The 25,276-nt window shown below is 69.9% G+C and carries 27 protein-coding genes and 1 tRNA gene; 17 read left to right on the forward strand and 11 right to left on the reverse strand.

Annotated features, from left to right (window positions below):
• Positions 1 to 10: 10 nt before the first annotated feature.
• Entirely contained in the window at positions 11 to 691 is a 681-nt protein-coding gene (locus tag ABH929_RS00090; RefSeq protein WP_111085241.1) for a response regulator transcription factor, read from the reverse strand.
• Positions 688 to 1,854 (reverse strand): sensor histidine kinase, encoded by a 1,167-nt coding sequence (locus ABH929_RS00095; protein WP_404559703.1) that lies wholly within the window; start codon positions 1,852 to 1,854, stop codon positions 688 to 690. Before ABH929_RS00095 ends, ABH929_RS00090 begins: the two co-directional genes overlap by 4 nt.
• A gap of 146 nt (positions 1,855 to 2,000) precedes the next feature.
• On the opposite strand from ABH929_RS00095, the gene phoU reads away from it, so the two are divergent.
• Both phoU and ABH929_RS00105 read left to right on the forward strand, forming a co-directional pair.
• The gene (phoU, locus tag ABH929_RS00100; protein ID WP_111085245.1) at positions 2,001 to 2,669 is read left to right on the forward strand and encodes a phosphate signaling complex protein PhoU; all 669 of its coding nucleotides are present in this window, start codon (positions 2,001 to 2,003) and stop codon (positions 2,667 to 2,669) included.
• Positions 2,670 to 2,724: 55 nt separating this feature from the next.
• Positions 2,725 to 3,264: an ATP-binding protein gene (locus tag ABH929_RS00105; protein ID WP_263055283.1), complete on the forward strand. Its 540-nt coding sequence runs from the start codon at positions 2,725 to 2,727 to the stop codon at positions 3,262 to 3,264.
• 188 nt (positions 3,265 to 3,452) lie between these two features.
• Here the strand turns inward: ABH929_RS00105 and ABH929_RS00110 are convergent, their stop codons facing one another.
• On the reverse strand, positions 3,453 to 4,199 hold the full coding sequence (locus ABH929_RS00110) for a phosphoglyceromutase (protein ID WP_123293294.1): 747 nt from the start codon (positions 4,197 to 4,199) through the stop codon (positions 3,453 to 3,455).
• 45 nt (positions 4,200 to 4,244) lie between these two features.
• On the opposite strand from ABH929_RS00110, the gene ABH929_RS00115 reads away from it, so the two are divergent.
• Entirely contained in the window at positions 4,245 to 5,021 is a 777-nt protein-coding gene (locus ABH929_RS00115; protein WP_404559704.1) for a class I SAM-dependent methyltransferase, read from the forward strand.
• A gap of 99 nt (positions 5,022 to 5,120) precedes the next feature.
• Here the strand turns inward: ABH929_RS00115 and ABH929_RS00120 are convergent, their stop codons facing one another.
• The 3 genes from ABH929_RS00120 to ABH929_RS00130 all read right to left on the reverse strand — a co-directional run bounded on the left by ABH929_RS00120 (position 5,121) and on the right by ABH929_RS00130 (position 7,227).
• Positions 5,121 to 6,206 (reverse strand): YgfZ/GcvT domain-containing protein, encoded by a 1,086-nt coding sequence (locus ABH929_RS00120; protein ID WP_404559705.1) that lies wholly within the window; start codon positions 6,204 to 6,206, stop codon positions 5,121 to 5,123.
• A complete protein-coding gene (locus ABH929_RS00125) occupies positions 6,206 to 6,808 on the reverse strand; it encodes an FABP family protein (RefSeq protein WP_404559706.1) in 603 nt (200 codons plus the stop codon). Before ABH929_RS00125 ends, ABH929_RS00120 begins: the two co-directional genes overlap by 1 nt.
• Positions 6,809 to 6,945: 137 nt before the next feature.
• The gene (locus tag ABH929_RS00130) at positions 6,946 to 7,227 is read right to left on the reverse strand and encodes a hypothetical protein (RefSeq protein ID WP_214547251.1); all 282 of its coding nucleotides are present in this window, start codon (positions 7,225 to 7,227) and stop codon (positions 6,946 to 6,948) included.
• 129 nt (positions 7,228 to 7,356) lie between these two features.
• Here ABH929_RS00130 and ABH929_RS00135 point away from each other — a divergent pair, with 129 nt between their 5' ends.
• The 8 genes from ABH929_RS00135 to pstB all read left to right on the forward strand — a co-directional run bounded on the left by ABH929_RS00135 (position 7,357) and on the right by pstB (position 16,415).
• On the forward strand, positions 7,357 to 8,040 hold the full coding sequence (locus tag ABH929_RS00135; protein WP_123293289.1) for a winged helix-turn-helix domain-containing protein: 684 nt from the start codon (positions 7,357 to 7,359) through the stop codon (positions 8,038 to 8,040).
• The gene (mshD, locus tag ABH929_RS00140; RefSeq protein WP_404559707.1) at positions 8,040 to 8,852 is read left to right on the forward strand and encodes a mycothiol synthase; all 813 of its coding nucleotides are present in this window, start codon (positions 8,040 to 8,042) and stop codon (positions 8,850 to 8,852) included. Before ABH929_RS00135 ends, mshD begins: the two co-directional genes overlap by 1 nt.
• 102 nt (positions 8,853 to 8,954) lie before the next feature.
• Positions 8,955 to 11,120: an RNA degradosome polyphosphate kinase gene (locus tag ABH929_RS00145; RefSeq protein ID WP_123293277.1), complete on the forward strand. Its 2,166-nt coding sequence runs from the start codon at positions 8,955 to 8,957 to the stop codon at positions 11,118 to 11,120.
• Entirely contained in the window at positions 11,117 to 12,064 is a 948-nt protein-coding gene (locus tag ABH929_RS00150) for an NUDIX domain-containing protein (RefSeq protein ID WP_404559708.1), read from the forward strand. Before ABH929_RS00145 ends, ABH929_RS00150 begins: the two co-directional genes overlap by 4 nt.
• Positions 12,065 to 12,274: 210 nt before the next feature.
• Entirely contained in the window at positions 12,275 to 13,378 is a 1,104-nt protein-coding gene (locus tag ABH929_RS00155) for a phosphate ABC transporter substrate-binding protein PstS (protein WP_205463240.1), read from the forward strand.
• Between the two features lie 173 nt (positions 13,379 to 13,551).
• On the forward strand, positions 13,552 to 14,502 hold the full coding sequence (pstC, locus tag ABH929_RS00160; protein ID WP_404559709.1) for a phosphate ABC transporter permease subunit PstC: 951 nt from the start codon (positions 13,552 to 13,554) through the stop codon (positions 14,500 to 14,502).
• 13 nt (positions 14,503 to 14,515) lie between these two features.
• Positions 14,516 to 15,601 carry a phosphate ABC transporter permease PstA gene (pstA, locus tag ABH929_RS00165; protein ID WP_111085282.1) on the forward strand — a complete coding sequence of 362 codons (1,086 nt, stop codon included), beginning with the start codon at positions 14,516 to 14,518 and terminating at the stop codon, positions 15,599 to 15,601.
• 34 nt (positions 15,602 to 15,635) lie between these two features.
• Positions 15,636 to 16,415: a phosphate ABC transporter ATP-binding protein PstB gene (gene pstB / locus ABH929_RS00170; protein WP_111085283.1), complete on the forward strand. Its 780-nt coding sequence runs from the start codon at positions 15,636 to 15,638 to the stop codon at positions 16,413 to 16,415.
• A 300-nt stretch (positions 16,416 to 16,715) separates the two neighbouring features.
• Here the strand turns inward: pstB and ABH929_RS00175 are convergent, their stop codons facing one another.
• The 3 genes from ABH929_RS00175 to ABH929_RS00185 form a co-directional block, all read right to left on the reverse strand.
• The gene (locus ABH929_RS00175; RefSeq protein ID WP_404559710.1) at positions 16,716 to 17,597 is read right to left on the reverse strand and encodes an anti-sigma factor domain-containing protein; all 882 of its coding nucleotides are present in this window, start codon (positions 17,595 to 17,597) and stop codon (positions 16,716 to 16,718) included.
• Positions 17,594 to 18,193 carry an ECF RNA polymerase sigma factor SigK gene (gene sigK / locus ABH929_RS00180; protein ID WP_263055173.1) on the reverse strand — a complete coding sequence of 200 codons (600 nt, stop codon included), beginning with the start codon at positions 18,191 to 18,193 and terminating at the stop codon, positions 17,594 to 17,596. Before sigK ends, ABH929_RS00175 begins: the two co-directional genes overlap by 4 nt.
• A gap of 558 nt (positions 18,194 to 18,751) precedes the next feature.
• A complete protein-coding gene (locus tag ABH929_RS00185; RefSeq protein WP_173168866.1) occupies positions 18,752 to 19,381 on the reverse strand; it encodes a DNA-directed RNA polymerase subunit beta in 630 nt (209 codons plus the stop codon).
• A 126-nt stretch (positions 19,382 to 19,507) separates the two neighbouring features.
• Between ABH929_RS00185 and ABH929_RS00190 the strand changes: the two genes are divergently transcribed.
• The 4 genes from ABH929_RS00190 (at position 19,508) to ABH929_RS00205 (ending at position 21,131) form a co-directional block, all read left to right on the forward strand.
• Positions 19,508 to 19,669 carry a DUF2207 domain-containing protein gene (locus ABH929_RS00190; protein ID WP_146249745.1) on the forward strand — a complete coding sequence of 54 codons (162 nt, stop codon included), beginning with the start codon at positions 19,508 to 19,510 and terminating at the stop codon, positions 19,667 to 19,669.
• Between the two features lie 53 nt (positions 19,670 to 19,722).
• Positions 19,723 to 19,795 (forward strand) — tRNA-Lys (locus ABH929_RS00195).
• Positions 19,796 to 19,896: 101 nt separating this feature from the next.
• Positions 19,897 to 20,646 carry an SGNH/GDSL hydrolase family protein gene (locus ABH929_RS00200; protein ID WP_404559711.1) on the forward strand — a complete coding sequence of 250 codons (750 nt, stop codon included), beginning with the start codon at positions 19,897 to 19,899 and terminating at the stop codon, positions 20,644 to 20,646.
• Positions 20,647 to 20,810: 164 nt separating this feature from the next.
• The gene (locus ABH929_RS00205) at positions 20,811 to 21,131 is read left to right on the forward strand and encodes a hypothetical protein (protein ID WP_263055175.1); all 321 of its coding nucleotides are present in this window, start codon (positions 20,811 to 20,813) and stop codon (positions 21,129 to 21,131) included.
• Between the two features lie 74 nt (positions 21,132 to 21,205).
• On the opposite strand, the gene ABH929_RS00210 is transcribed toward ABH929_RS00205, so the two are convergent.
• Both ABH929_RS00210 and ABH929_RS00215 read right to left on the reverse strand, forming a co-directional pair.
• Positions 21,206 to 22,138, reverse strand: a complete 933-nt coding sequence (locus ABH929_RS00210) for an aldose 1-epimerase family protein (protein WP_263055176.1) — start codon at positions 22,136 to 22,138, stop codon at positions 21,206 to 21,208.
• A complete protein-coding gene (locus ABH929_RS00215) occupies positions 22,135 to 22,980 on the reverse strand; it encodes a DeoR/GlpR family DNA-binding transcription regulator (protein WP_404559712.1) in 846 nt (281 codons plus the stop codon). Before ABH929_RS00215 ends, ABH929_RS00210 begins: the two co-directional genes overlap by 4 nt.
• 64 nt (positions 22,981 to 23,044) lie before the next feature.
• Here ABH929_RS00215 and galT point away from each other — a divergent pair, with 64 nt between their 5' ends.
• Both galT and galK read left to right on the forward strand, forming a co-directional pair.
• Entirely contained in the window at positions 23,045 to 24,142 is a 1,098-nt protein-coding gene (galT, locus tag ABH929_RS00220; RefSeq protein ID WP_404559713.1) for a galactose-1-phosphate uridylyltransferase, read from the forward strand.
• Positions 24,139 to 25,275, forward strand: coding sequence for a galactokinase (galK, locus tag ABH929_RS00225; RefSeq protein WP_404559714.1), 1,137 nt, complete (start codon positions 24,139 to 24,141; stop codon positions 25,273 to 25,275). Before galT ends, galK begins: the two co-directional genes overlap by 4 nt.
• The last annotated feature ends 1 nt before the right edge of the window (position 25,276 follow it).

Here is a 25,276-nt window from a genome sequence, read left to right on the forward strand (position 1 = left end):
TCCGTGCGTCTCAGGCCTCGATGCGGTACCCGAGACCGCGGACCGTCACCAGGATCTCCGGGGTGGACGGCACGCGCTCGATCTTCGAGCGGATGCGCTTGATGTGCACGTCGAGCGTCTTGGTGTCCCCGAAGTAGTCGGAGCCCCACACGCGATCGATGAGCTGCCCACGGGTGAGCACCCGGCCGGCGTTCCGGAGCAGCAGCTCGAGCAGCTCGAACTCCTTGAGCGGCATCGCCGTCTCCGACCCGTCCACCGACACCGTGTGGCGCTCGACGTCCATCCGGATGCCGCCGACCTGCAGGATCCCGCTGTCCGCCGGGTCGTCCTCGGTGCGGCGGCGCAGGACCGCACGGATGCGGGCCAGCAGCTCGCGCGTCGAGTACGGCTTCGTCACGTAGTCGTCCGCGCCGAGCTCGAGCCCGACGACGATGTCGACCTCGGAGTCCTTCGCCGTCAACATGATGATCGGCGCGTTCGACCGGGTCCGGATCTGGCGGCAGACCTCGGTGCCGGAGAGCCCCGGCAGCATGAGGTCGAGGAGCACCAGGTCCGGGTTCTCCGAGTCGAACTTCGACAGCGCGGTCACGCCGTCGGCCGCGACGGAGGTCTCGTACCCCTCACGCTGCAGCAGGAACTCCAGGGGCTCGCTCAGGGCCGGCTCGTCGTCGACGATGAGGATCTTGGTCACGATGGCTGCTCTTCCAGTTGCTCTTCGAGTGCGGTGGTCAGTTCGGTGTCCGCCTCGGGCAGGCGGATGGTGAAGGTCGAGCCCTTGCCGGGCTGCGACCAGACACGGACGTCCCCGCCGTGGTTGCCCACGACGTGCTTGACGATGGCGAGCCCCAAGCCGGTGCCGCCGGTGGCCCGTGACCGTGCCGGGTCGACGCGGTAGAACCGCTCGAACACCCGGTCCAGGTCGGCCTCGGGGATGCCGACGCCCTGGTCGGTGATCGCGATCTCGACGAATCCCTTCGCGGACCGGACGCCCACGCCGACGCGGGTGCCGTCGGGCGAGTACTTCACCGCGTTGGCGATGAGGTTCGACACGGCGACCTGCAGCAGACCCGGGTCGCCCATCACCCGGAGCTTCGACTTCTTCGCCCGGATGATCTCGATCGAGCGGGCCCGCGCGACGACCTCGTTCGCGTCGACCGCGGCCTGCACGATCTTGTCGACACCGGTCTCCTCGCTGTTCTCCAACGCGTCGACCGACTGCAGCCGGGACAGCTCGATGATGTCCTTCGTCAGGGCGCCGAGCCGATCGGACTCGGTGATGAGCTGCGCGGCGAACTTCTTGACGTGCTCCGGGTCGTCGGCCGCGATCACGAGCGTCTCGGACAGCAGGCCGATGGCGCCGATCGGGGTCTTCAGCTCGTGCGAGATGTTGGCGACGAAGTCACGGCGGACCTCGTCGATGCGCCGGCTCTCGGTCAGGTCGTCGGCCGTGATGAGCACGTACCGGTTGCCGAGCTGCGCTGCCCGGAAGCTGAGGTAGCCGATGAGCTCCCCGTGCCGTCCGCGCGGGAGCTCGAGGTCCTCCGCCCCCATCTCGCCGCTCTTGCGCACCCGGTCGACCAGGTCGAGGAGCTCCTGGTGCACGAGCCGGCGCCGGACGACGAGTCCGACGGTCAGTGCCTGGGGCGATGCGGCCACGACCGTGTTCGACGGGTCGATCACCACCGCCGGGTTGTGCATCGTCGCGATCACCGCTGCGACGCCGTCCGGCAGGGTGCGTTCCGCCACGTCGGCAGCACGTGCCGTGCGCTCGGCGGTGATGATCAGCACCACGACGCCCGCGCCGAAGACCCCGCCGAGGAGCATCGACAGTGGCACGAGCCACGCGTTGTCCATGTCGCCAGTGTAGGGATGGTCATGCGGGGTTCCGATACCGTTCACCCGCCTCGGAAGGCCGGATCGCGAAGCGTTCAGCCCCACGTCACCGTTCGTTCACCTGGGCTGACGACACTCGTCCGGTACGCAGAGAGAGGTACTCCCCCATGCGCGAAGTCTTCCAGCAGGAACTCCAGGACGTCCAGGAGCGACTGACCGAGATCGCAGGACTCGTCGAGTCCGCCATCACCCGGGCCACCCAGGCCTTCAGCGACTCCGACGTCGCCCTCGCCGAGGAGGTGATCGCCGACGACCAGAAGATCGACGAGGCCGCCAACAGCCTCGACGAGATCGCCATCGACATCCTGGCCCGCCAGGCACCGGTCGCCCGCGACCTGCGCGTCGTCGTCACCGCCCTGCGCGTGAGCTCCTCGCTCGAGCGCATGGGCGACATGGCCGAGCACATCGCGCAGCTCGCCCGCCAGCGCTTCCCCGAGAAGGTCGTGCCGAAGGGCCTCCGCGGCACCTTCAAGGAGATGGGCAAGCACGACGTCGCGATGTCGCAGAAGCTCACGCGGCTGCTCGCGACCGAGGACATCGCCCTGGCCGCGGAGATCCGCGACGAGGACGACGCCGTCGACGAACTGCACGCGAGCGTCTTCGACTTCGTGCTCGGCGAGGCGTGGAAGGGCGGGCCGATCGACACCGTCGACGCCACCCTGGCCTCCCGCTACCACGAGCGCTTCGCCGACCACGCGGTGTCGATCGCCAAGAAGGTCGAGTACCTGGCGACCGGCGACTGGACCGGCGCGTCCACCTCGACCGCCGCGGTCTGACCCGGTTCGGTCCGGTCGGGACGCTCGGGCCGTTCGGTTCTGCGAGGATCGACGCATGGCTCAGGTCGCGATCATCGTCAACGGCATGCCCGGTTCCGGCAAGAGCACGATCGGCGCTGCGCTGGCCGAGGTGCTCGGTTGCCCGTTCCTGTCGAAGGACCGCATCAAGGAGCCCCTCGCCGACATCGTCGGGCCGATGATCGCGTCGCGTCCGCTCGGTGGCATCGCGATGGACACCGTGTGGGCGATGGCCGGCGCGGTCGAGAACGGCGTCGTCCTGGATGCGGTCTGGGTCACACCGGAGAGCCGGGACTTCCTCACCGCCGGGCTCCTGACGGCCGGTTCGCCCCGTGCCGTCGAGGTCTGGTGCCACGTCGACCGCGCGACCGCCGACGAACGCCTGCGTGATCGCTACGAGCCGGACGCTCCGCTCCGGCACGAGGTCCACGGCGACCTGGCGTCGATCATCGACACCTGGGACACCCTCGGTCCCACCGCGGGACCGACCGGGCTGCTCCCCGTCGTGCGCGTCGACACGACGAAGCCCTACGACGTCGGCGCCCTCGTGCAGGAGATCGCGTCGCACTTCGTCTGACCGGTCGCGGCCCGAGGAGCCGACCACCCTGCGGAAGCGACACATCGTCGATGCGGTGATCCGTTCCTCCCGGCAGAGCGAGAGGAGTCGGCGGAACGTTCGCGGCACCCTGTCGCTTTCGCGAACCCACCATGGAGAACGACGAACGCCCCGCCCGGAGACCGGACGGGGCGTTCGTGTGTGCGGTGCTACTTCTTGGCGCCCTGGGCGGCCACGGCGGCAGCGCCGGCGGCAGCGGCCTCGGGGTCGAGGTAGTACGCCGGCTTCGTCGGACGGAAGTCGTCGTCGAGCTCGTACACCAGCGGGATGCCCGTCGGGATGTTCAGCCCGGCGATGTCGTCGTCGGAGATGTCGTCGAGGTGCTTCACGAGCGCGCGGAGCGAGTTGCCGTGCGCGGTGACCAGCACGGTCTTGCCCTCGCCCAGGTCCTTCGTGATGTCCGACTCCCAGTAGGGGAGCAGTCGGTCGATCACGAGCTTGAGCGACTCGGTGCGCGGCAGCTGGTCGCCGAGGTCGGCGTAGCGGCGGTCACCGGCCTGCGACCACTCGGCGCCGTCGGCGATGGGGGGCGGCGGGACGTCGAACGACCGGCGCCACTCCATGAACTGCTGCTCGCCGTACTCGGCCAGCGTCTGGGCCTTGTCCTTGCCCTGCAGGTCGCCGTAGTGGCGTTCGTTGAGGCGCCAGTCACGCTTGACGGGCAGCCAGGCGAGGTCGGCCTGGAGCAGCGCGATGTCGGCCGTCTGGATCGCGCGGGTGAGGAGCGAGGTGTACAGGACGTCGGGGACGATGCCGGACTCGGCGATGAGGTCGCCGGCGCGCTTCGCCTCCTTCTCGCCCAGCTCGCTGAGCCGGACGTCGACCCAACCGGTGAACAGGTTCTTCTGGTTCCAGTCACTGTTTCCGTGACGGAGCAGGACGAGCGTGGAGGTCATGCTGCCGAGTCTACCGAGCGTCGGCAGGCCCGTACCCTTGACGTCATGCCCATCGGGAACGTGACGCGCGGGACGACCGGGTACAACCGGCTCCGCCGTGTCGACCGGTGGATCGCGTCGCTGCCGGCGCTCCGCAAGGCCGACGACCCGCTGGTCGCCGACGTCGGGTACGGGGCCTCGCCGACGACGACGCTCGAGCTGCGCGACCGTCTGGCGCTGGTGCGTCCGGACGTCGAGGTCACCGGCATCGAGATCGAACCGGCCCGCGTCGCCTTCGCGAACGCGGGCACCCGCGACGGCGTGACGTTCCGGCTCGGCGGCTTCGAGACGCCCACGCCCGGGCAGCGCCGACCCGCTGTGATCCGGGCGTTCAACGTGCTGCGGCAGTACGACGAGTCCGCGGTGGTGGCGTCGTGGCGGATCATGCAGGACCGGTTGCAGCCCGGCGGCGCACTGGTCGAGGGGACCTGCAACGAGGTCGGGCGGGTGGCCTCGTGGGTGACGCTCGACGAGCACACACCGGTGTCGTTCACGGTGTCGCTGCGGCTCGCCGGACTCGACGTGCCGTCGATCGTCGCCGAACGGCTGCCGAAGGCGCTCATCCACCGGAACGTGCCGGGTGAGCGGGTGCACGCGTTCCTGCGCGACCTCGACCTGTCGTGGGCGGTCGCGGCGCCGCTCGGCACGTACGGACCCCGGCAGCGGTGGATCGCCACGGTGCGGGGCATGCGCGACCGCGGGTGGCCGGTGCTGCACGGGCCGAGCAGGTGGCGGCTCGGCGAGCTGAGCGTGCCGTGGTCAGCGGTCGAACCCGCCACTTGAGGGGGGCGAGTCTCGCGCTCAGCGACTGATCTCGCGCTCCGGGGCCCGAGAAGTGTCGCTCAGGCCGAGTCGCGCGCCAGCATCAACCCCGGACGGAGCCTAGGAGCGCTTGACGGCTCCGAGCCGGGGCAACCGCGGGACGTTCGCGGTTGCGCCGGCCTCCGGCGGGACGATGGTCTCCTGCGCCGCCGTCACCACGACGTCGTCGGCGGCGAGGGTCAGCGTCGCGGTGGGGTCGAGGGAGCGCTTGACCACGGCCAGCCCGATCGGGCCGAGCTCGTGGTGGACCGCCGAGGCCGACAGCCGCCCGACCTGCTTGTCGCCGAGCATCACGGGCGTGCCCGGGGCCGGCAGCACGGCGTCGGAGCCGTCGAGGTGCAGCTGCACGACCCGACGCGGCGGGTGGCCCAGGTTGTGCACCTTCGCGACGGTCTCCTGCCCGCGGTAGCAGCCCTTCGTCAGGTGCACGGCGGAGCGGAGCCAGTCGAGCTCGTGCGGGATGGTGCGCTCGTCCGCGTCGGACAGCGTCGGACGCCAGGCGGCGATCCGCAGTGCCTCGTACGCGAGCAGCCCCGCGACGGGTTCGTCCGACGCAGCGATCGCGGCCGAGGTGCCGGGCGTGACCACGGCGATGCGGAGGGTCCAGTCGGAGCCGGGGTGGGCCTCCTGGTCGGCGTAGCTCCACCCACCGGGCGTGACGGTCGCCCACGGGTCGACCCACTCGACGACGGGCGGTTCCGGCAGGACGGTCGACGCGAACGGGGCGGCCTCGCCGAACCAGCCGAGGGTCGCGAAGTCGGCCGAACGGTCGGCGACCTCGACCCGCAGCATGAAGCGCATCGAGTCGAGCCAGGCGGCGAGCGGCGCGGCGTCCTGCGGCTCGGTGAGCAGCCACACGACCGCACCGTCGTCGACCACGCGGGCGGCGTGCTCGACGCGACCGGACTGGTCGAGGACGAGGGTCTCGGTGCTGACGCCGGTCGGCAGACCGGTCAGCTGCTGCGAGGTGATCGAGTTGAGCCACGACAGGCGGTCCGGGCCGGAGACGGTGACGACACCGAGGCCGAGATCGACGACCGCGCGGCCACGGGCCAGCAGCCGCTGCTCGCCCAGGGGGTTGCCGAAGTGCGCAGCAGGGCCCTGCGCTGACGCGACGAAGCCGTCGCGCACCGCGAACGCCGACATCAGTCGACCTTCGCGAGCTGCCCCGAGGCGTGCGAGGTGAGTTCGCGGCCGAGCGCGGCGATGTCCCACGCCCAGAACAACTTGCCCTCGACCAGGCCGTACAGGCGGGTCGCGGCGGAGTAGTCCTTCGCGTTCGGCGAGCGCATCACGGCGTCCGTGGCCAGGTCGATCCGGCCCTTGAGCACACGGCCGACGTAGAGCTCGTTGACGCCCGTCGGGTGCACGATCGCGGCTTCGACGTCGAAGCCGTCGGTGGTGTTGCGCAGCGCCTCGACGCTCTCGACGGTGCTGAACGGGGTCGTCCCCTCGCCCAGGAGCATCGCGGGGCCGCGGTCACCGGGTTCGGTCGGACGGTCGATGCGCCAGTAGCCCATCTCGGCGGCGAGCGGGGTGTGGTCGTCGTCGAGCAACCACGTGGTGGACGAGTAGTTGAGGTACGGCAGCCCGTCGTGGCTGAAGCTCACGCGCTGGCCGAACTCGTAGGTGCGGGGCGCCTCTTCGTCACCGACGGGGTACTCCACGACGCCGGTGCCCTCCCAGACGCCGACGAGCCACGACAACGGGACCAGTTCGGGCGCCAGGCCCTCGGGGACCTCGATCAACGCTGACCCTTGAACAGCTTCACGACGACGACGACCGAGATGAACGCGATCGCGAGCGACGCCAGGCCGAGGAGGCCCACGTAGAACAGCTCGAGCGCAAGCAGCGAATCCATGTCCCGGAGTCTACGCGGCTCGGCTCAACGCGCCAGGAGCACCACCGCGGTGACGAGCACCACGACGAAGGCACCGGACGACGCGATGCTGATCCGTTCGACCAGCCCGTCCTTCGTCGCGGTGATGAGCTGGAGCACGAAGCTCACCATCACGCAGGCGACGAACACGAGCAGCAGCCAGGCGAAGGCGTCGCGCTCGGCGAGCGTCAGGACGAGCACCGCCCCGACGACGGCCATGATCCAGACCGGCAGGACGGACGTCAGCTTGAGGCGCCGCTGGTCGGTGGGCTGCACTGGCTGGGTCACGCGTTCCATCATGACAGGGGTCACGCCCGGCGCGCGCTTGCGGGTTGCCGCGCAAACCGTCCGGCCGGATGAGGACTTCCCGAGCATCACTAGGATGTGTCCACGACGTCATCCACCTGCGGAGGTCCTGTGGCACAGCTCCTGGTACTCACCTCGACCGCGCCCGGCGACGTCCTGCCGAGCCTCGGTCTCCTGAGCCACAGGATCCGTCACGTGCCGGCCGAGGCCGCACAGCTGGTCAACGCGCCGCAGAGCGACCTGATGTTCGTGGACGCCCGCACCGACCTGGTCAGCGCGAAGGCCCTGTGCAAGATCCTCGCCTCGTCCGGCTCGACGACGCCCATCGTGCTCGTCGTGACCGAGGGCGGCCTGACCGCCGTCAACAGCGAGTGGAACGTCGACGACGTGGTGCTCGAGAGCGCCGGACCCGCCGAGATCGACGCCCGCATCCGCCTCTCCGCCGGCCGCGCGGCCAAGGGGCAGTCCAGCTCGAAGATCCAGGCGTCGGGTGTCGTCATCGACGAGGCCAGCTACTCGGCGAAGGTCCGCGGCCGGCCGCTCGACCTGACGTTCAAGGAGTTCGAGCTCCTCCGCTTCTTCGCCACGCACCCGTCCCGGGTCTTCACGCGCGAGCAGCTGCTCAGCGAGGTCTGGGGCTACGACTACTTCGGTGGCACCCGAACGGTCGACGTGCACGTCCGACGTCTCCGCGCCAAGCTCGGCGACCTCGAGTCGCTCATCGGCACGGTCCGCAACGTCGGGTACCGCTTCAACGTCTACGACGACGAGGCCGAGCGCCTGATGGGCCAGTAGTGCCGGACCTCGCTCGGTTCCTCGTGCCCGGTGAAGCACCGCCGTTCTCGGACCAGACCCTGGTCGACGTCCGCGCCGGACGCGCGACGGTCTTCTCCGTCGACGACGGGGTCGCCGTGGTCCGTGACGGCGAGCTGGAACTCGTGGTCGACCGGGAGGCCCGTGGCCGCGGCACCGGCACCGCCCTCGTCACGCAGGCGCTCGCGCTGGGCGGCGGGGCCGCTCCCGTGCTCGCCTGGGCACACGGGGACCACCCCGCAGCGCGGGCCCTGGCCGATCGGTTCGGCTGGCGCGCGGTCCGCACCCTGCTGCAGCTCCGGGCGCCGATCGACGAGGCCGACCGTCCGTCCGTCGACGTGCCGGCCGGGTACAGCCTGTCCGCGTTCCGGCCCGGCACCGAGGACGAGGCGGACTGGCTCGCCCTGAACGCCGCGGCCTTCGCGCACCACCCCGAGCAGGGCCGGATGACGCTCGACGACCTGCGCGCCCGCGAGTCGGACGCCTGGTTCTCCGGCGAGGACCTGCTGCTGCTCCGCGACGCCTCCGGGCAGCTGGCCGGCTCGTGCTGGCTCAAGGTCGAGGACGGCATCGGCGAGTTCTACGCCGTCGCCGTCCGGCCCGACCTGCAGGGACAGCGGCTCGGTGGGGTGCTCATGCGCGCGGGGACTGCTCGGTTGACCGGGCGTGGGCTGACCGCCGCCGCACTGTACGTCGAGGGCGACAACGAGCCCGCGCTGGCGCTCTACCGGCGATCCGGGTTCGAGCAGTACGCGATCGACGTGCAGTACGCCGCGCCGACGTCCGAGCACTAGGCATCCGACCAGCACCCCTCCACACCCGCTCGTTCACCCGCGGTTTCCACAGCGTCCACCGGAGGCCCTCCGACCGAGGGGCCCTGGTGGCAGGATGTGGACATGGACACCGAACCGCAGCTCGACGGCGAATCCGTCGCACCCGACCTCGACGACTTCGACGAGGTCGTCGAGATCGAGCACGAGTCGCTGCCGTCGGACCGCTACTTCGACCGCGAGCTGAGCTGGCTGCGCTTCAACCAGCGCGTGCTCGAGCTGGGCGAGGACCGCACGCAGCCCCTGCTCGAGCGGGCGAACTTCCTGGCGATCTTCGCGTCCAACCTCGACGAGTTCTTCATGGTCCGGGTCGCGGGCCTGAAGCGCCGCATCGACACCGGCATCGCCGTGCCGACGAACGTCGGCCGCGCCCCGAGCGACGTCCTGCGCGACATCGCGAAGAAGGCGCACGAGCTGCAGGACCGGCACGCCCAGGCGTTCATCGGGTCGCTCAAGCCCGACCTCGACGCCGCCGGCATCCACGTCGAGCACTGGTCCGACCTCGACGAAGCCGACCGGCTCCGGATGCGCGAGTACTTCAACGAGCAGATCTTCCCGGTGCTCATGCCCCTGGCGGTCGACCCGGCGCACCCGTTCCCCTACATCTCCGGGCTCTCGCTCAACCTGGCGGTCCGGGTCCGCAACCCGAAGTCGCAGCGCCAGGAGTTCGCGCGCCTCAAGGTGCCGCAGAACTTCTCCCGCTTCATCAAGCTGCCGGACGACAACTCCGGCCGGATGCGCTTCATCCCCCTCGAAGACCTCATCGCGAACCACCTCGACGACCTGTTCCCGGGGATGGAGGTGCTCGAGCACCACGTGTTCCGGGTCACCCGCAACGAGGACGTCGAGATCGAGGAAGACGAGGCCGAGAACCTCATCCAGGCCCTCGAGCGCGAACTGCTGCGTCGCCGGTTCGGTCCGCCCATCCGCCTCGAGATCACCGAGGACATGGACCCGGTGACCCTCGACCTGCTCGTGCGCGAACTCGACATCACCGAGCAGGAGGTCTTCCGGCTGCCGTCGCCGCTCGACCTCGGTGGCCTGTTCGAGCTCTCGAAGATCAACCGCCCGGACCTGCACTACCCGAAGCACGTGCCGACGACCCCGGTGCAGTTCCAGCCCGGTGAGCCGAACACGAAGCCCGACCTGTTCCGCGCGATCAAGGCGAACGACGTCCTCGTGCACCACCCGTACGAGTCCTTCGCGACGAGCGTGCAGGCGTTCCTCGAGCAGGCCGCAGCCGATCCGCACGTGCTCGCGATCAAGCAGACGCTGTACCGCACCTCGGGTGACAGCCCCATCGTCGAGGCCCTGATCGACGCCGCGGCCGCGGGCAAGCAGGTCCTGGCGCTCGTCGAGATCAAGGCGCGCTTCGACGAGCAGAACAACATCACGTGGGCCCGCAAGCTCGAGAAGGCCGGCGTGCACGTCGTCTACGGCCTGGTCGGGCTGAAGACGCACTCGAAGCTCGTCCTCGTCATCCGGCAAGAGGGCGGCACGCTCAAGCACTACAGCCACATCGGCACGGGCAACTACAACCCGAAGACCTCGCGGATCTACGAGGACATGGGCCTCTTCACCGCCGACGACACCGTGGGCAAGGACCTGACGCGCCTGTTCAACGAGCTGTCCGGCTACGCGATCGAGAAGAAGTTCAAGCGGCTGCTCGTCGCGCCGCTGCACCTGCGCAAGGGGCTGCTCAAGCGGATCCAGACCGAGTCCGACAACGCCCGCGCCGGCAAGCCGTCCGGCATCCGGATCAAGGTCAACTCGATGGTCGACGAGCAGATCATCGACGCCCTGTACCTGGCCAGCCAGGCGGGCGTGCCGGTGGACGTCTGGGTGCGCGGGATCTGCTCGCTCAAGCCGGGGATGGAAGGCGTGAGCGACACCATCCGGGTACGGAGCATCGTCGGGCGGTACCTCGAGCACTCCCGTGCGTTCGCGTTCCACAACGACGGCGACCCGGCGGTGTTCATCGGCAGCGCCGACATGATGCACCGCAACCTCGACCGCCGCGTCGAGGCGCTCGTGCGGCTGACGGCACCGGACCACATCGACGAGGTGCTGGCGATGTTCGACCTGGCGATGGCCGACACCGCGAGCTCGTGGCACCTCGAGTCCGACGGTGAGTGGACCCGCCACTCGACCGACGATGACGGTCGCCCGCTCGAAGACGTGCAGAATGTGACGATGCGGAAGATCTCGGCTCGGAAGCGCTCCACTCGGTGAGCGGCGGTCCCTCGGGCCCCGTCGTCGCCGCCGGCGCGGTCGTCTGGCGCGAACAGGACGGCACGCCGCTCGTGCTGCTCATCCACCGCGACCACCACAAGGACGTCTCACTGCCCAAGGGCAAGGTCGACCCGGGCGAGGCCGTCCCGACGACCGCCGTGCGCGAGATCGACGAGGAGACCGGGTACCGCGTGCACCTCGGTGCACCGCTCGGCACCGCGGAGTACGTGCTGCCGAACGGTCGCGACAAGGTCGTGCACTACTGGGCTGCGCGCGTCTCGTCGAAGGAGTACGCCCGCGCGGGTGACTTCACCCCGAACCACGAGGTCGCCGCCCTCGAGTGGGTCACGATCGACGACGCCCGCAACCGCCTGACGTACGAACGCGACGTGGCGATCCTCGACCGGTTCGCCGAGCGCGCCGCCGCCGGCCACCACCGTACGTTCGCCCTGATCGCGCTGCGGCACGCGAAGACCGTGCCCGGCTCCGACTGGAACGGCCCGGACGCCACCCGTCCGCTCCTGCCCGTCGGTCGTTCGCAGGCCAAGGCCGCCGCGTCGCCCGTCGCCGCGTTCGGCCCGAAGAAGATCGTGAGCAGCACGGCGGCCCGGTGCCTCGCCACCGTCGAACCGTTGTCCGCCACCACGAAGCTCGGCGTCTCGAACACCCCCGACATCAGCCAGGACGCCCACGACCGCGGCGCCGCCGACGTCAAGGGCGTCGTCCGCCGTCGGCTCGACAAGGGCAAGAGCACGGTGCTCTGCTCACACGGCCCGGTGCTCCCCGACATCATCGCCCGGATCGCCACCGCGACCGCCGACGACTCGGGCCGGTTCGACCTGCGCCGCGCCGCGATGCTGTCGGTCGGCGACTTCTCGGTGATGCACATCGCCGGCGAGACGCTCGTCGCCGTCGAGACGCACCGCAACACGATCCCGGCGTAGCGACCGCACGCCCTGCACCCGGCCACGGGCCGGGCGTCCGCCGCGCCCGGAACGCGATCCGCGCCTCCCGGTCGGCACAACCCCTCGTTCACCTTCCGTTCACCAACGCGCGTGATCCCCGTCACCTCGCGTCCCTACAGTCGCTCCCGGGTCGGCACCGGCCCAGGGACCGCAGTGGTCCCACTGCACCCCATCCCCGAAGGGACCCCTGTGAACATCAAGCGAATCGGTTCGATCGCAGCAATCGCGATCGCCGGCGCAGTCGTGCTCTCCTCGTGCGCGGCGAACGAGGACGCGGGCAGCACCGAGTCCTCCTCGAGCAACTCCGGCTCCTCGAGCCTCACCGGAACCCTGACCGGCTCCGGTTCCTCCGCCCAGCAGACCGCGCAGGCCACCTGGGCCGCCGGTTTCCAGGACGTCGCCAAGGGCGTCACGGTGAACTACTCGCCCGACGGCTCGGGTGCCGGCCGCAAGAACTTCATCTCGGGCGCCGCGGACTTCGCCGGCTCCGACGCAGCACTGAACGACGAGGAGCTCTCGGGCTCCTTCGACCTGTGCAAGGCCGACACCAAGGCCATCGACATCCCGGTCTACATCTCCCCGATCGCGATCGCCTACAAGGTCGACGGCGTCAGCGACCTGACCCTCGACGCGAAGACCATCGCGGGCATCTTCTCGGGCAAGATCACCAAGTGGAACGACTCGCAGATCGCCTCGCTGAACAAGGACGCGAAGCTGCCGGACGCGAACATCACGGTCGTGCACCGCTCCGACGACTCGGGCACCACGCAGAACTTCTCGGAGTACGTCTCTGCGAACGCCGGCGACGTCTGGACCGAAGAGCCGAGCCAGACCTTCCCGTACTCGGTCGGCGACAGCGCGAAGGGCACCTCCGGTGTCGCCTCCGCCATGGGCAGCGCCACCAACGCGATCACCTACATCGACGACTCCGGCGCGGGTGACCTCGACAAGGCGAAGCTGATGGTCGGCGACAAGGCCACCGAGATCTCGGCCGACGGCGCCGCACAGGTCGTCGCCGACTCGAAGGTCGCCACCGGCCGCGAGGACAACGACCTCGCGATCGACATCGACCGCAAGGACACCGCTGACGGCGCCTGGCCGCTCGTCCTCGTCTCCTACGCCATCGCGTGCCAGGAGTACAAGGACTCGGACAAGGCCGACCTGGTCAAGGGCTTCCTGAACTACGTCGTCTCCGGCGACGCCCAGGACGCCGCGGCGAAGGAGGCCAAGTCGGCCGCCCTGTCGTCCGACCTGGCCGACAAGGCCGCTGCCGCGGTCGACTCCATCAAGTAAGACCCCCAAGCGCCCGGACGCCGGTCCCACCCACCTGACCGGCGTCCGGGCCCTTGCTCGTCGCGACGTGAGCAGCCCGGCTCCACCGCCAGCGCCCGTCCGACCGGCACCCCGCTCCACGCTCCACCACCCGAACCCGTCGCCTCCCCCGGCGTTCCTCCGACAGGAGTCCCATGACGACCGCACCGGCCCAGCCAGGGGCCACCGTCACCCCGACCAAGCCGAAGGCCGTCGTCCGCGTCGGCGACCGGGTGTTCTCCGCCGCCTCGGTGATCGCCGGCGGCCTCATCCTCTTCGTGCTCGTGCTCGTCGCCGCGTTCCTCGTCTGGCAGAGCATCCCCGCGTTCGCCGCCAAGGTCGGCGACCTGCCGAACAACGCCACGAACTTCTGGGACTACGTCGGCCCCCTGGTCTTCGGCACCGTCTGGTCCGCGCTCATCGCGCTCGTGATCGCGGTCCCGCTCGCGCTCGGGATCGCCCTGTTCATCTCGCACTACGCACCGCGACGCCTCGCGCCGGTGCTCGGCTACGTCATCGACCTGCTCGCCGCGGTCCCGTCGGTCGTCTACGGCCTCTGGGGCATCGTGGTGCTGGCACCGTTCGTGAAGCCGTTCTACGCCTTCCTGAACGAGTACCTCGGCTGGTTCCCGCTCTTCTCCGGCCAGGTGTCCGGCACCGGCCGTACCATCCTGACCGCGTCGATCGTCCTCGCCGTGATGGCGATCCCGATCATGACGGCGGTCATGCGCGAGATCTTCCTGCAGGCGCCCACGCTCAACGAGGAAGCCGCCCTGGCCCTCGGTGCGACGCGCTGGGAGATGATCCGCCTGTCCGTGCTGCCGTTCGCGAAGTCCGGCATCGTCTCCGCGATCATGCTCGGGCTCGGACGTGCCCTGGGCGAGACGATGGCGATCGCCCTGGTGCTGTCGGTCTCGGCGAACGTCACCTTCCAGATGCTGACCTCGCAGAACCCCTCGACGATCGCTGCGAACATCGCGCTGCAGTTCGCCGAGGCATCGGGAACCGCCCTGAACGCCCTGATCGCGACGGGCCTGATCCTGTTCGTCATCACCCTGGTCATCAACATGCTCGCGCGGTACATCGTCCGCACGCGGGTCAGCTGAGAGGTCGCACCCGATGTCCCTCGCGCTCCGTCAGACCGGCACCGCCGGCAACGTCTACGCCAACGGCAAGCTGCACCGCTCGGTGCCGTGGCTGCTGCTGGTCGGCAGCTGGGTCGCCCTGGTGGCCGTGTTCGCCCTGCTCAACGCCGGTGGCGCGGTCAAGGACTTCAACGTCGTCGCCGCCCTGTTCCTCGGCACCGTCCTGTTCGACGTCCTGATCGTGGTCGTCTCGCGCATCGTCGAGGGCGGTCGTCAGGCCGTCAACCGACTGGTCACGTCGCTCGTCATCACCGCCTTCGTCATCGCGGTCCTGCCGCTGGTGTCGCTGCTCTGGACCGTGATCGCCGACGGCCTGGCCCGCTTCGACGCGAACTTCTTCTCGTACTCGATGCGCGGCGTGATCTCCGAGGGCGGCGGCGCGATCCACGCGCTGGTCGGCACGCTCGAGATCACCCTGTTCGCGGCGCTCATCTCGGTGCCGATCGGTCTGCTCACCTCGATCTACCTGGTCGAGTACGGCCGCGGCGCACTGGCGAAGGGCATCACGTTCTTCGTCGACGTCATGACGGGCATCCCCTCGATCGTCGCCGGTCTGTTCGCATACTCGCTGTTCGCGCTGTTCCTCGGCCCGGGCGCCCGCTTCGGACTCGTCGGCTCCGTCGCCCTGTCGGTGCTGATGATCCCGATCGTCGTGCGCTCCACCGAAGAGGTGCTGAAGATCGTGCCGATGGAGCTCCGCGAAGCGTCGTACGCCCTCGGGGTGCCGAAGTACCTCACGATCCTCAAGGTCGTCCTGCCCACGTCGCTCGCCGGCATCACCACCGGCGTCATGCTCTCCATCGCCCGCGTCATCGGTGAGACGGCTCCGCTGCTCGTCACCGCCGGCTTCACCGCGAGCATGAACTACGACCTGTTCAAGGACCCGATGATGACCCTGCCGGTGTACGCGTACACGCAGTACTCGCAGCAGGGCGCCAACCCGCAGCCGTTCGTCGACCGTGCCTGGACCGCCGCGCTGGTGCTCATCCTCATCGTGATGGCGCTCAACCTGCTCGCCCGGTTCGTCACCCGACTCTTCGCCCCCAAGCTCTCGCGCTAGCGAACCCACTTCCCCACCCACCAGAAGGATCAACGTGTCCAAGCGCATCGAGGTCGACGGCCTCAACGTCTACTACTCGAAGTTCAAGGCGGTCGAGGGTGTCGACATCACCATCGAGCCCCGCACCGTCACCGCCTTCATCGGCCCGTCCGGCTGCGGCAAGTCCACCTTCCTCCGCACCCTGAACCGCATGCACGAGGTCATCCCCGGCGCATGGGTCGAGGGCTCGGTCAAGATCGACGGCGACGACCTGTACGGCCCCGGGGTCGACCCGGTGCTCGTCCGTCGCCAGGTCGGCATGGTCTTCCAGCGTCCGAACCCGTTCCCGACGATGTCCATCAAGGACAACGTGCTCGCGGGCGTGAAGCTCAACAACAAGCGCGTCTCGAAGTCCGAGGCCGACGACATCGTCGAGCGCTCCCTGCAGGGCGCGAACCTGTGGAACGAGGTCAAGGACCGCCTCGACAAGCCCGGCATGGGCCTGTCCGGTGGACAGCAGCAGCGTCTCTGCATCGCCCGCGCCATCGCGGTGCAGCCCGACGTGCTGCTGATGGACGAGCCCTGCTCGGCGCTCGACCCGATCTCCACCCTGGCCATCGAGGACCTGATCGAGGAGCTCAAGAAGGAGTTCACGATCGTCATCGTCACGCACAACATGCAGCAGGCCTCGCGCGTGAGCGACAAGACCGCGTTCTTCAACATCGCCGGCACCGGTGCGCCGGGCAAGCTCATCGAGTTCGACGACACCGCGACGATGTTCTCGAACCCGTCCGTCCAGGCCACCGAGGACTACGTCTCGGGTCGCTTCGGTTGATCGCTGTCAGTCCGTCGTGCTGACGGACGACCGGGAGGCCCGGTGCACGTCCGCCACGGACGCGCACCGGGCCTTCGTGGTCGCGTTGGGTGCGGGGCCGGCGGGGTTGGGTGCCGCACGGCGTGGGTGGGTGGGTGCGTGCGCATGTTCCGACGATCCACGCGTCGATCGCCTCGTGGTTCGTCGCTCGATGCGCACGCAGACGTTGCGTGCGCATGTTCCGTCGTTCCACGCGTCGATCGCCTCGTGGAACGACGGAAGGTGCCCACGCATCGATCGCGTGGGCACCTTCCGGGAGGGTCAGGCCGAGGTGGTCGGGACCGCCATGATCGGCGTCGTGGTCGGCTGCTCCGAACCACCGGCCGGCTCGACCGTCATGCCGATCGTCGCACCGTCGGACATCGAGCCCTTCAGCACGGCCGAGTGCACACCGTCGGCGACACCGTCGACCAGACCGGCCGACTTGATCGTGCCGCCCTCGTTCTCGGAGCCGATGTACCAGAGCTCGTACGTCTTGCCCTTCGGTGCCTGGGCGACACCGTCGAGGATGACCGCGGACTTGCCGAGGTCGCTCGACCACACGACCGTGGCCGTACCACCGCCCTCGACCTTGGTGGTGCTGCGCTGGAAGTCCGACGCCGCGTAGATGCGGTCGAGGCCGCTCGACGCCTGCGTGGTGCCGGTGCCCGGTCCGTCGGCCGGGCCGTTCGCGACGCCGACCCCCAGGCCGACACCGAGGAAGACCACGGCGACCGCAGCAGCACTGGTGAGCATGGCTGCCGGACGCTGGAACCAGCGGCGGCGGGCCTCGGAGGTCACCCGACCACCGGTGGTGGAGCCGTCGGCGATCGAGGCGACGTGCCTGGCGGGCTCGGGACGGGCCTCCTGGACGGAGGTGGTCTCGGCGACCGAGGTCTGGTCGACCGCCGTGTCGGCCAGTGGTGCAGCCTGCGGGGTCGTGGCGATCTGGGCCAGCAGCGACGCGCGGAGCGACGTCGGGGGCTCGATCGGCGCGGCGGCGAAGGCCAGCTGCAGCGCGGTCTCGCGCAGCGAGTCGGCCTCGGCCTGGAGTTCGGGCGACGTCGTGAGGACGTCCTCGAGGAGCATGCGCTCATCGTCGGACAGCGCGTCGAGTGCGTAGGAACCCGTCAGCAGTGCGGGGTCGTCGTGTCGTTCGGTCATGAGGTCACCCCCATCTCGTCTCGGAGTCGGATCATCCCGTCACGCAGACGGGTCTTGACGGTGCCGATGGGGACACCGAGTTGTTCGGCCATCTCGCTGTGCGAGAAGCCTCCGTAGTACGCGAGCTGCACGGCCTGCCGTTGGAACTCGGTCAGTTTGGCCAGTGCCCGGCCGACCCGCTCGTGTTCGATGCGGATCTCGACCGACTCGGAGACCTGGTCGAAACCGGACTCGAGGTCGCGGATACCGATCTTCGTGTCCCGGTCGTGCGAGGCCTGCGACGCCCGGACCCGGTCCACCGCTCGGCGGTGCGCCATGGTCAGGACCCAGCTGGAGGCGGTCCCGCGCTTCCGGTCGAACCGGGTGGCCTGTTGCCAGACTTCGAGGAAGACCTCCTGCGTGACCTCTTCGGACTGAGCGCGGTCCCGGAGGAGCCGCGTCACGAGTCCGAGGACCCGGCCGGAGAGGACGTCGTAGAGGTCCGCGAAGGCGGCTTGGTCACCGGAGGCAACCCGCGCCAAGAGGTCGTCCGGCGATGCCGGGGCTGGCTCTGACGAGCTCCAGCGTTCGGTGTCGCTATCCACGAGGGCAAGCATTGCAGGTTTCCCTCCTCTCGGGTGCTTCGTCGACCGGTTGTGGCCGTTCTGTCAGGGGTGCTGTGTGGTGCGGTGGTGCTGTGCTGCGGTCCTGCCCCGGGTAGGACGGAGCCGCCGCGTCGTGCGGTCGAGACGAGAGGCCAGCGTGACCCACAGGGAATTGACCGGCGGATACCGGTCCGGGTCACGCCGGGCCTCTCGCGTTCGTGACGGTCATCAAGTCCGTCACGCTGATGATTCGGCGCGGTGCCCGTGGTGGATTGGATCGGATGCCGAGAAGTTGTGGAGACGCCGCGACCGGCCGTCTGCCGGGCACGCCCGGGTCCGGATCTGTCCACCGAGAGTGAACAGGGCAGCGGACTCAGCCGACGCGTCGTAGAGTTGACGTCGCCGGGCCGCAGCAAGCCCCGGGCTCCAAAATTCGCCGCTTCGAGCGGCCTCGCGCCGAGAGGCGCTTCTGCGGCCCGGTTCTTCTCTGCCCTGCGGCGTTCTGCCTTCCGCGTTCTGCCCTGCGGCGTTCTGCCGGGAGGCCCGGTGCGGGTCCGGCGCGTTCGCTCGCTAGTCCAGGCTCTCGCGACGCCAGAGCGCCGCCGCCTCGGTCAGGTCGGCCGCCAGTTCCGTGAGACGGAGCGCCCGCCGCGTCAGTTCGCTCGCGCGGCCGGTCGCGGTCAGGTCGGAGTCGTCCGCCACCGCAGTCGCACCGGCCGCGGTGAGCCGGCAGAACGCCGCCCCACGGTCGAGCGCCACGGCGAAGTCACCCGTGTACAGCCCGTGCAGGATGCGGTCCGCCAGGGTGAGGATCTCGGCGGGACCGGTCGGCTGCTCGGCCCCCGCGACGGCCTGGTCGATCGTGCCGATGCGCTCGGTGCCGCGCTGGAAGAAGTACGCGATCTCCTCCGGGTTCTGCCGGATCACCGTGCGGACGAGGTACACCCGCCACAGGGCACCCGGCAGGGTGTGCGCACCCACCCGCGCCCAGAGTTCGGCGATCGCGTCGATGCCGTGCACGTCCGTGTAGGTGACGAGCCGCTCGACCACAGCGGGGTCCGGGTCCTGACGCACCCGGTGCAGCAACGCGTTCGCGGTCTCGTGCGCGACACGGTTCACGACGGCCGGGTCCTCGCCGCCCTGGATCGCGGCGAACTCGGCATCGGTGAAGTGGACAGGACGGTGGTGATCGCGAGGCACCGCGTCAGTGTAGGCACGGCCGGTGACACGCCCGCCCTCCGTTCGCCCAGAACGCAACGGCAGCGCCGCGGGTACGGTGTCTCGTCGGGAGGCGCTCCTCCCGAACGTGAAGGAGAGGACTCCCCCATGAACCCGTTGCTCATCATCCTGGCCGTCATCGCGGTCATCCTGCTGTTCGTCGGTGGCTTCACCGCGAGCCTCAAGTTCCTGCTGTGGGTCGGCATCGTGCTGCTCATCGTGGCCGTCGTCCTGTGGCTGCTGCGGACGCTCACCGGGCGCCGCGGCTGACCGGCGACACCAGGTTCTTCCCAGAGGCCCTCACCCGCTAGCCTTGCGGGTGAGGGCCTCTAGCTCAGTTGGTAGAGCACCGGACTTTTAATCCGAGGGTCGTGGGTTCGAGCCCCACGGGGCCCACACCCTCCTGAACGCCGGCTCTTCATCCGAGGGTCGTGGGTTCGAGCGCCACGGGGCCCACCTCAGCTGCTGTTCCAGTCCCGTTGTCTAGAATGTGGCGGGTGGCACGACGACTCCTCCCCGGCATCGCGCTCGGAGCCATGGCTCTCGGCGTCAGCGGGCTGCTCGTCATCCTGCCGACCGTGTCGAGTGCATGCCAGCCCGTCACGACGTCGTCGAGCGTCTCCTCCGCCGAGGTCGCGGACGCGATCGCCCCCGGCTCGCACGTCCTGATCGTCGGCGACTCGTACACCACCGGCCGCGGCTCGACCAGCGGCGTCCACGGATGGGCGCAGGACCTCGCAGCCGACCGGGACTGGAAGGCCACCATCGACGGCTACCCGGGAACGGGCTACGTCGACACCGGGCGCACCGGGTCCTCGCACTACACGTTCGGCCCCCGCCTCGAACGGCACGCCACGACCGACGCTCCGCAGCTCGTCATCGTGCAGGGCAGCCAGAACGACTGGCTCGTCGACTCGTCGACGCTGCAGGCCCGGGTCGAGCAGACCCTCCGCGCCGCGGAACAGACCTGGCCGGACGCGGTCGTCGTGGCGCTCGGGCCGTCAGCGCCGATGCCGCGGGCGAAGGCGAACGTCGGGGTCGCCGCCTCGGTCTCCGCAGGGGCAGCAGCAGCGGGTGTGCCGTTCATCGACCCGCTCGCCGGGCAGTGGTTCACCGCGGCGAACAGCCCGGGCTACGCGGCGATCGACGGCGGGCACCTCAACGACGCCGGCTACCAGTACATGGCCGAACGGGTCTCGAACTCCCTCGACGCCCTCGCTGTGCCCGACGACGAACGCTGCGCCTGACCTCGGCTTCGGGGTACAAGTCGCCCCCAGCTGGCTCATGGCAGATCCCCTGCACACATCAGCCCGCGCACAGCCGACTGTTGGGCTGCCGCCGATAGTGTCGTTCCCGGATCCGATCACCGGATCTTGCAGCACCGCACCACCACGAACGAACGGGGTACACCGTGATCGAGCCCATCGAAGCCACGCCGACCAGCACCACCGGGGACGCGCGCCGCATCGTCGAGCTCGCAGCAGCGACGAACACGACGATGAGCAACGAGCTCCTGCTCGACACGCTCCGCCGCAACGCGCAGGTCACGACCCGGCACATCCGCAAGGACTTCATCGAGGTCGCGACGGCCACCGCGGTGCTCGGCTACGTGTGCCGACAGCGCAAGGACTTCATCGCCCTGCGCGGGGACGACCCGGCCTGGGCGCACGAGGTCGGCCGCTACGCCAGCGAGTCACTCGCGGTCGAGGCGCTCCGCATGCGCCGCGGCTGACCAGCAGCTCCACGCCACGAACGCAGCAGGCCCCGCCGGACATCCGACGGGGCCTGCTCGGTGCACGACGACGGTCAGGACCAGACGCGGCGGATGCCCCAGGTACCCGTCCAGGTCTCGTCGGGCTCGAGCCACCGCAGGCCCTCGCCGGAGTTCAGGGCGTTGGCCGGAGCGGTCATCGGCTCGACCGCCACGGCCAGGCCCTTGGCGTCACCACGCGGGTACTCGCGCGAGGTGAACACCTGCACGTACGGGAACGACGCGTCCTGCCAGAGCTGCACGCCGTCACCCTCGGGGCCGTGCAGCGTCGTGTGGCGGACCCCGTCGGCGTCCGGGGTGATGTCGGAGTACGCGGTGTCGAGATCCGCATCACCGGCACGCAGCCCCCGTCGCAGGTCGAACGAAGTGCCCTCCACCGACACGGACCCGTTCGGCACCTTCTGCTCGTCGACGGTGAAGGCGGTGGCGGCGTCGAGCGTGACGACGAGGTCGTCGGCCGGGGTGTCACCGGCACGCAGGTACGGGTGCGCCCCCACGGCGAAGGGTGCGCGGGCTCCGGAGCGGTTCGTGATCTCGTGCGTCACCCGGATGCCGTCGTCGACGAGCTCGTGGCGCACCCGGGTCTCGAGGGTGAACGGCCATCCGTGCTGCGGGTGGATCGTGGCTTCCTGCACGATGCCCGTCTCGGTCTGCGACACCACGCGGTACGGCGCGAAGCGGAGCAGTCCGTGCGAGGCGTTGCCGTACTTCGGCTCCGAGACGTCCAGCTGCTGTCGCTTGCCGTCGAGCTCCCAGACCCCTCCGGCGACGCGGTTCGGCCACGGCACGAGCACGATGCCGTTGGCGCCCGGCGGCTGCTCGGTGACGGGGAACGGCTCGGTCAGGTCGAAGCCGGCGACGCGGAGTTCTCGGATGCCGGCGGCGACCTCGGTCACGACGGCCTCGACGACGCCGTCCGGTCCGGCGTGGTGCAGGCGGTACTGGCCACCGGTGGGTGCTGCGGTCATGGGATGTGGTTCCTTCCGGCTGTGTCCTCGCCGTCCGCGACGACGACCTCGACGCCGGCCGCCCGGATCGTGGCGACCGCGTCGGCTTCGGCCTCGGCGGTGACGACGACGTCGATGTCCTCGAGCGCGCGGACGACCCCGATGTGGGCCCGGCCGAACTTCGACCCGTCCGCGACCACGACCGTACGCCGAGCGGTGGCCGCGAGCACCCGCTTCGCCTCGGTCTCGGGCAGGTTGACGTTGGTCAGGCCGTGCGCGACGTCGACACCGGTGCCGCCGAGGAACACGACGTCGGCGGCGATCACCGGCAACAGGGTGTTGTTGAACGGCGCGACGAGCGAGTGCTGGAGCGGTCGGAGGGTGCCGCCGGTGACGATCACGGTGAACCGCGGCACGGCGCGCTCGAGGGCCAGGGCGGTCGTCAGCGAGTTCGTGACCACGGTGACGTCGGACAGCTCCGTGCGCGCGACGAGCGCCTCGGCGACCGCGGCCGGGGTGGTACCGACGTCGAGCACGACACACTCGCCGGAGCGCACGAGCGCTGCGGCCGCGCGGCCGATGGCGGCCTTGGCCACCTGGTGCTCGACCGCGGTCTCCTCGAAGGGGCGTTCGGTGGACCCAGCCCCGAGGCGGACCGCTCCACCGTGCACTCGGCGGATCCGGGCCTCCTGGTCGAGGACCGCGAGGTCCTGCCGGACCGTCACCTCACTCGTGCCGAGCGACGCGGCCAGCGCGGCGGTCCGGACCATGCCGGGTGCGCCCTCGACGATGGAGACGATGCGGTCCTGTCGCAGCGGTGCTGGTAGCGATCCAGCCAGGAAGGAGAGGTCGTCGTCGGTCACGGCTCTAGTTTCGCTTGCTTCCGAAGACTTTCGCAACGCTTCGGATCGGCGCTAGGCTGTTCCGGTGATCACCAAGCGCGTGACGAAGCTCGCGGACGGCCGCGACCTGTTCTACTTCGACGATGCGGACAGCACCCTGCCCGCTGAGCGTGCCATCGACGAGCGTGCGCTCGACCCTCGGCCCGAGACCGCGCGGATGCGCCAGGACGTCCTGACCGGCGAGTGGGTCTCCATCGCCGCGAGCCGGCAGAACCGTGCGTTCCTGCCGCCGGCTGACCAGGACCCGCTCGCGCCGCAGACACCGCAGAACCCGTCGGAGATCCCGAGTACCTACGACGTCGCCGTGTTCGAGAACCGGTCACCGTCGTTCGGTCCGGCGCTCGAGGCCGATGACGCACCCGGATCGCTCGACTCGCTCAGCGACGTCGGCCTGAACCGGCAGCTGCGCAGCGTCGGCCGGTGCGAGGTCGTGTGCTTCTCCCCCGCGACCGAGGGGTCCTTCGCGTCGATCTCCGAGTCGCGTGCCCGCACCGTGGTCGAGGCCTGGGCGGACCGCACCGCCGCGCTCTCCGCCATGCCCGGCATCCAGCAGGTCTTCCCGTTCGAGAACCGCGGCGAAGCGATCGGCGTCACGCTGCACCACCCGCACGGGCAGATCTACTCGTACCCGTACATCACGCCCCGCACGCAGCGCCTGCTCGACTCGATCGAGCGCTTCGGACCGGACCTGTTCGAGCAGCACCTGGCGAACGAGCGGGCCTCGGACCGTGTCGTGCTGCAGGGCGAGCACTTCACGGCGTTCGTGCCGTTCGCCGCACGCTGGCCCGTCGAGATCCACATGCTGCCGCACCGCCACGTCCCCGACTTCGCCGGTCTGACCGAAGCCGAGAAGGACGAACTGGCCCACATGCACCTGCGCCTGACGCGGGGCATCGACAAGCTCTACGACGACCCGACCCCGTACATCGCCGCGTGGCACCAGGCGCCGGTGCACGTCGGGCGGGACACCGTGCGGCTCATGCTGCAGATCACGTCGCCGCGTCGGGCGGCGGACAAGTTGAAGTTCCTGGCCGGCAGTGAAGCCGCCATGGGCGCCTGGATCGGGGACCTCGTGCCCGAGAAGGCAGCCGAGTTCATCCGACAGGGAATCGAGCGAGCATGACGTTCCAGCAGGTCTACGGGTACGAGCCGTCGGTGCGGTACTCCGCCCCCGGCCGGGTCAACCTGATCGGTGAGCACACCGACTACAACGACGGGTACGTCCTGCCGTTCGCGATCGACCGGCGCACCACCGCGTCGATCGCTCTGCGGCCGGACCGTCTGCTGCGCGTCTCGTCCGCGTTCGACGCCGGCACCGTGCTCGAGCTGTCGCTCGACGACCTCGACCCGTCGAACATGACCGGCTGGTCGGCGTACGTCCTCGGGATCGCCTGGGCGCTCCGCGAGCAGGCCGGCGCGGACCTGTCCGACAAGACCGGATTCGACGTCTTCATCGAGTCCGACGTCCCCGTCGGCGCGGGCCTGTCCTCCAGCGCAGCGATCGAGTGCGGCATCGCACTCGCCTTCAACGACCTGTGGGAGCTCGGCCTCGACCGCAAGACCCTGGCGCGCGTCGGCCAGTACTCTGAGAACCACGCCGTCGGTGCGCCCACGGGGATCATGGACCAGTCCGCCTCCCTGCTCGGCGAGCAGGACGCCGTCGTGTTCCTGGACTGCCGCACGCTCGACACCGCCGTGGTCGACCTGGCGCTCGAGGCGAACGGTCTCGAGGTCCTGGTCATCGACACCCGGGTCGAGCACGCCCACGCCACCGGTGGGTACGCAGCGCGTCGGGCCTCGTGCGAGAAGGGTGCGCAGGTGCTCGGGGTCGAGGCCCTGCGTGACCTGAGCGTCGACGACCTGCCCCGTGCGCAGGAGCTGCTCGACGACGAGACCTTCCGCCGCGTGCGCCACGTCGTGACCGAGGACCAGCGCGTCCTCGACACCGTCCGGACGCTGCGCGAACAGGGTCCGCGAGCGATCGGTTCGCTGCTCGTCGCATCGCACGAGTCGATGCGCGACGACTTCGAGATCTCCGTGCCGGAGCTCGACCTGGCCGTCGCGACCGCGGTCGAGCACGGTGCCGTCGGTGCGCGGATGACCGGTGGCGGGTTCGGCGGTGCAGCGATCGCGTTGGTCGGCCAGGAATCGCGTGGTGCGATCACCGAGGCCGTCACCGCCGCCTTCGCCGAGGCCGGCTACCGCGAGCCGAACGTCTTCACGGTGCACGCCGCGCAGGGCGCCCGCCGCGACTGAG

The organism is Curtobacterium sp. AB7 (assembly GCF_044909335.1).
In the GTDB taxonomy this organism is placed as follows: domain Bacteria; phylum Actinomycetota; class Actinomycetes; order Actinomycetales; family Microbacteriaceae; genus Curtobacterium.

Bases quoted from the DNA above. Each gene is read 5' to 3' on its own strand.
- ABH929_RS00110 (WP_123293294.1), bottom strand. From the start codon at position 4,199: ATGACCTCCACGCTCGTCCTGCTCCGTCACGGAAACAGTGACTGGAAC.
- ABH929_RS00105 (WP_263055283.1), top strand. From the start codon at position 2,725: ATGGCTCAGGTCGCGATCATCGTCAACGGCATGCCCGGTTCCGGCAAG.
- ABH929_RS00095 (WP_404559703.1), bottom strand. From the start codon at position 1,854: ATGGACAACGCGTGGCTCGTGCCACTGTCGATGCTCCTCGGCGGGGTC.
- pstA (WP_111085282.1), top strand. From the start codon at position 14,516: ATGTCCCTCGCGCTCCGTCAGACCGGCACCGCCGGCAACGTCTACGCC.
- ABH929_RS00190 (WP_146249745.1), top strand. From the start codon at position 19,508: ATGAACCCGTTGCTCATCATCCTGGCCGTCATCGCGGTCATCCTGCTG.
- sigK (WP_263055173.1), bottom strand. From the start codon at position 18,193: ATGCTTGCCCTCGTGGATAGCGACACCGAACGCTGGAGCTCGTCAGAG.
- pstC (WP_404559709.1), top strand. From the start codon at position 13,552: ATGACGACCGCACCGGCCCAGCCAGGGGCCACCGTCACCCCGACCAAG.
- phoU (WP_111085245.1), top strand. From the start codon at position 2,001: ATGCGCGAAGTCTTCCAGCAGGAACTCCAGGACGTCCAGGAGCGACTG.
- ABH929_RS00210 (WP_263055176.1), bottom strand. From the start codon at position 22,138: ATGACCGCAGCACCCACCGGTGGCCAGTACCGCCTGCACCACGCCGGA.
- ABH929_RS00115 (WP_404559704.1), top strand. From the start codon at position 4,245: ATGCCCATCGGGAACGTGACGCGCGGGACGACCGGGTACAACCGGCTC.
- galK (WP_404559714.1), top strand. From the start codon at position 24,139: ATGACGTTCCAGCAGGTCTACGGGTACGAGCCGTCGGTGCGGTACTCC.
- ABH929_RS00120 (WP_404559705.1), bottom strand. From the start codon at position 6,206: ATGTCGGCGTTCGCGGTGCGCGACGGCTTCGTCGCGTCAGCGCAGGGC.
- ABH929_RS00175 (WP_404559710.1), bottom strand. From the start codon at position 17,597: ATGACCGAACGACACGACGACCCCGCACTGCTGACGGGTTCCTACGCA.
- ABH929_RS00145 (WP_123293277.1), top strand. From the start codon at position 8,955: ATGGACACCGAACCGCAGCTCGACGGCGAATCCGTCGCACCCGACCTC.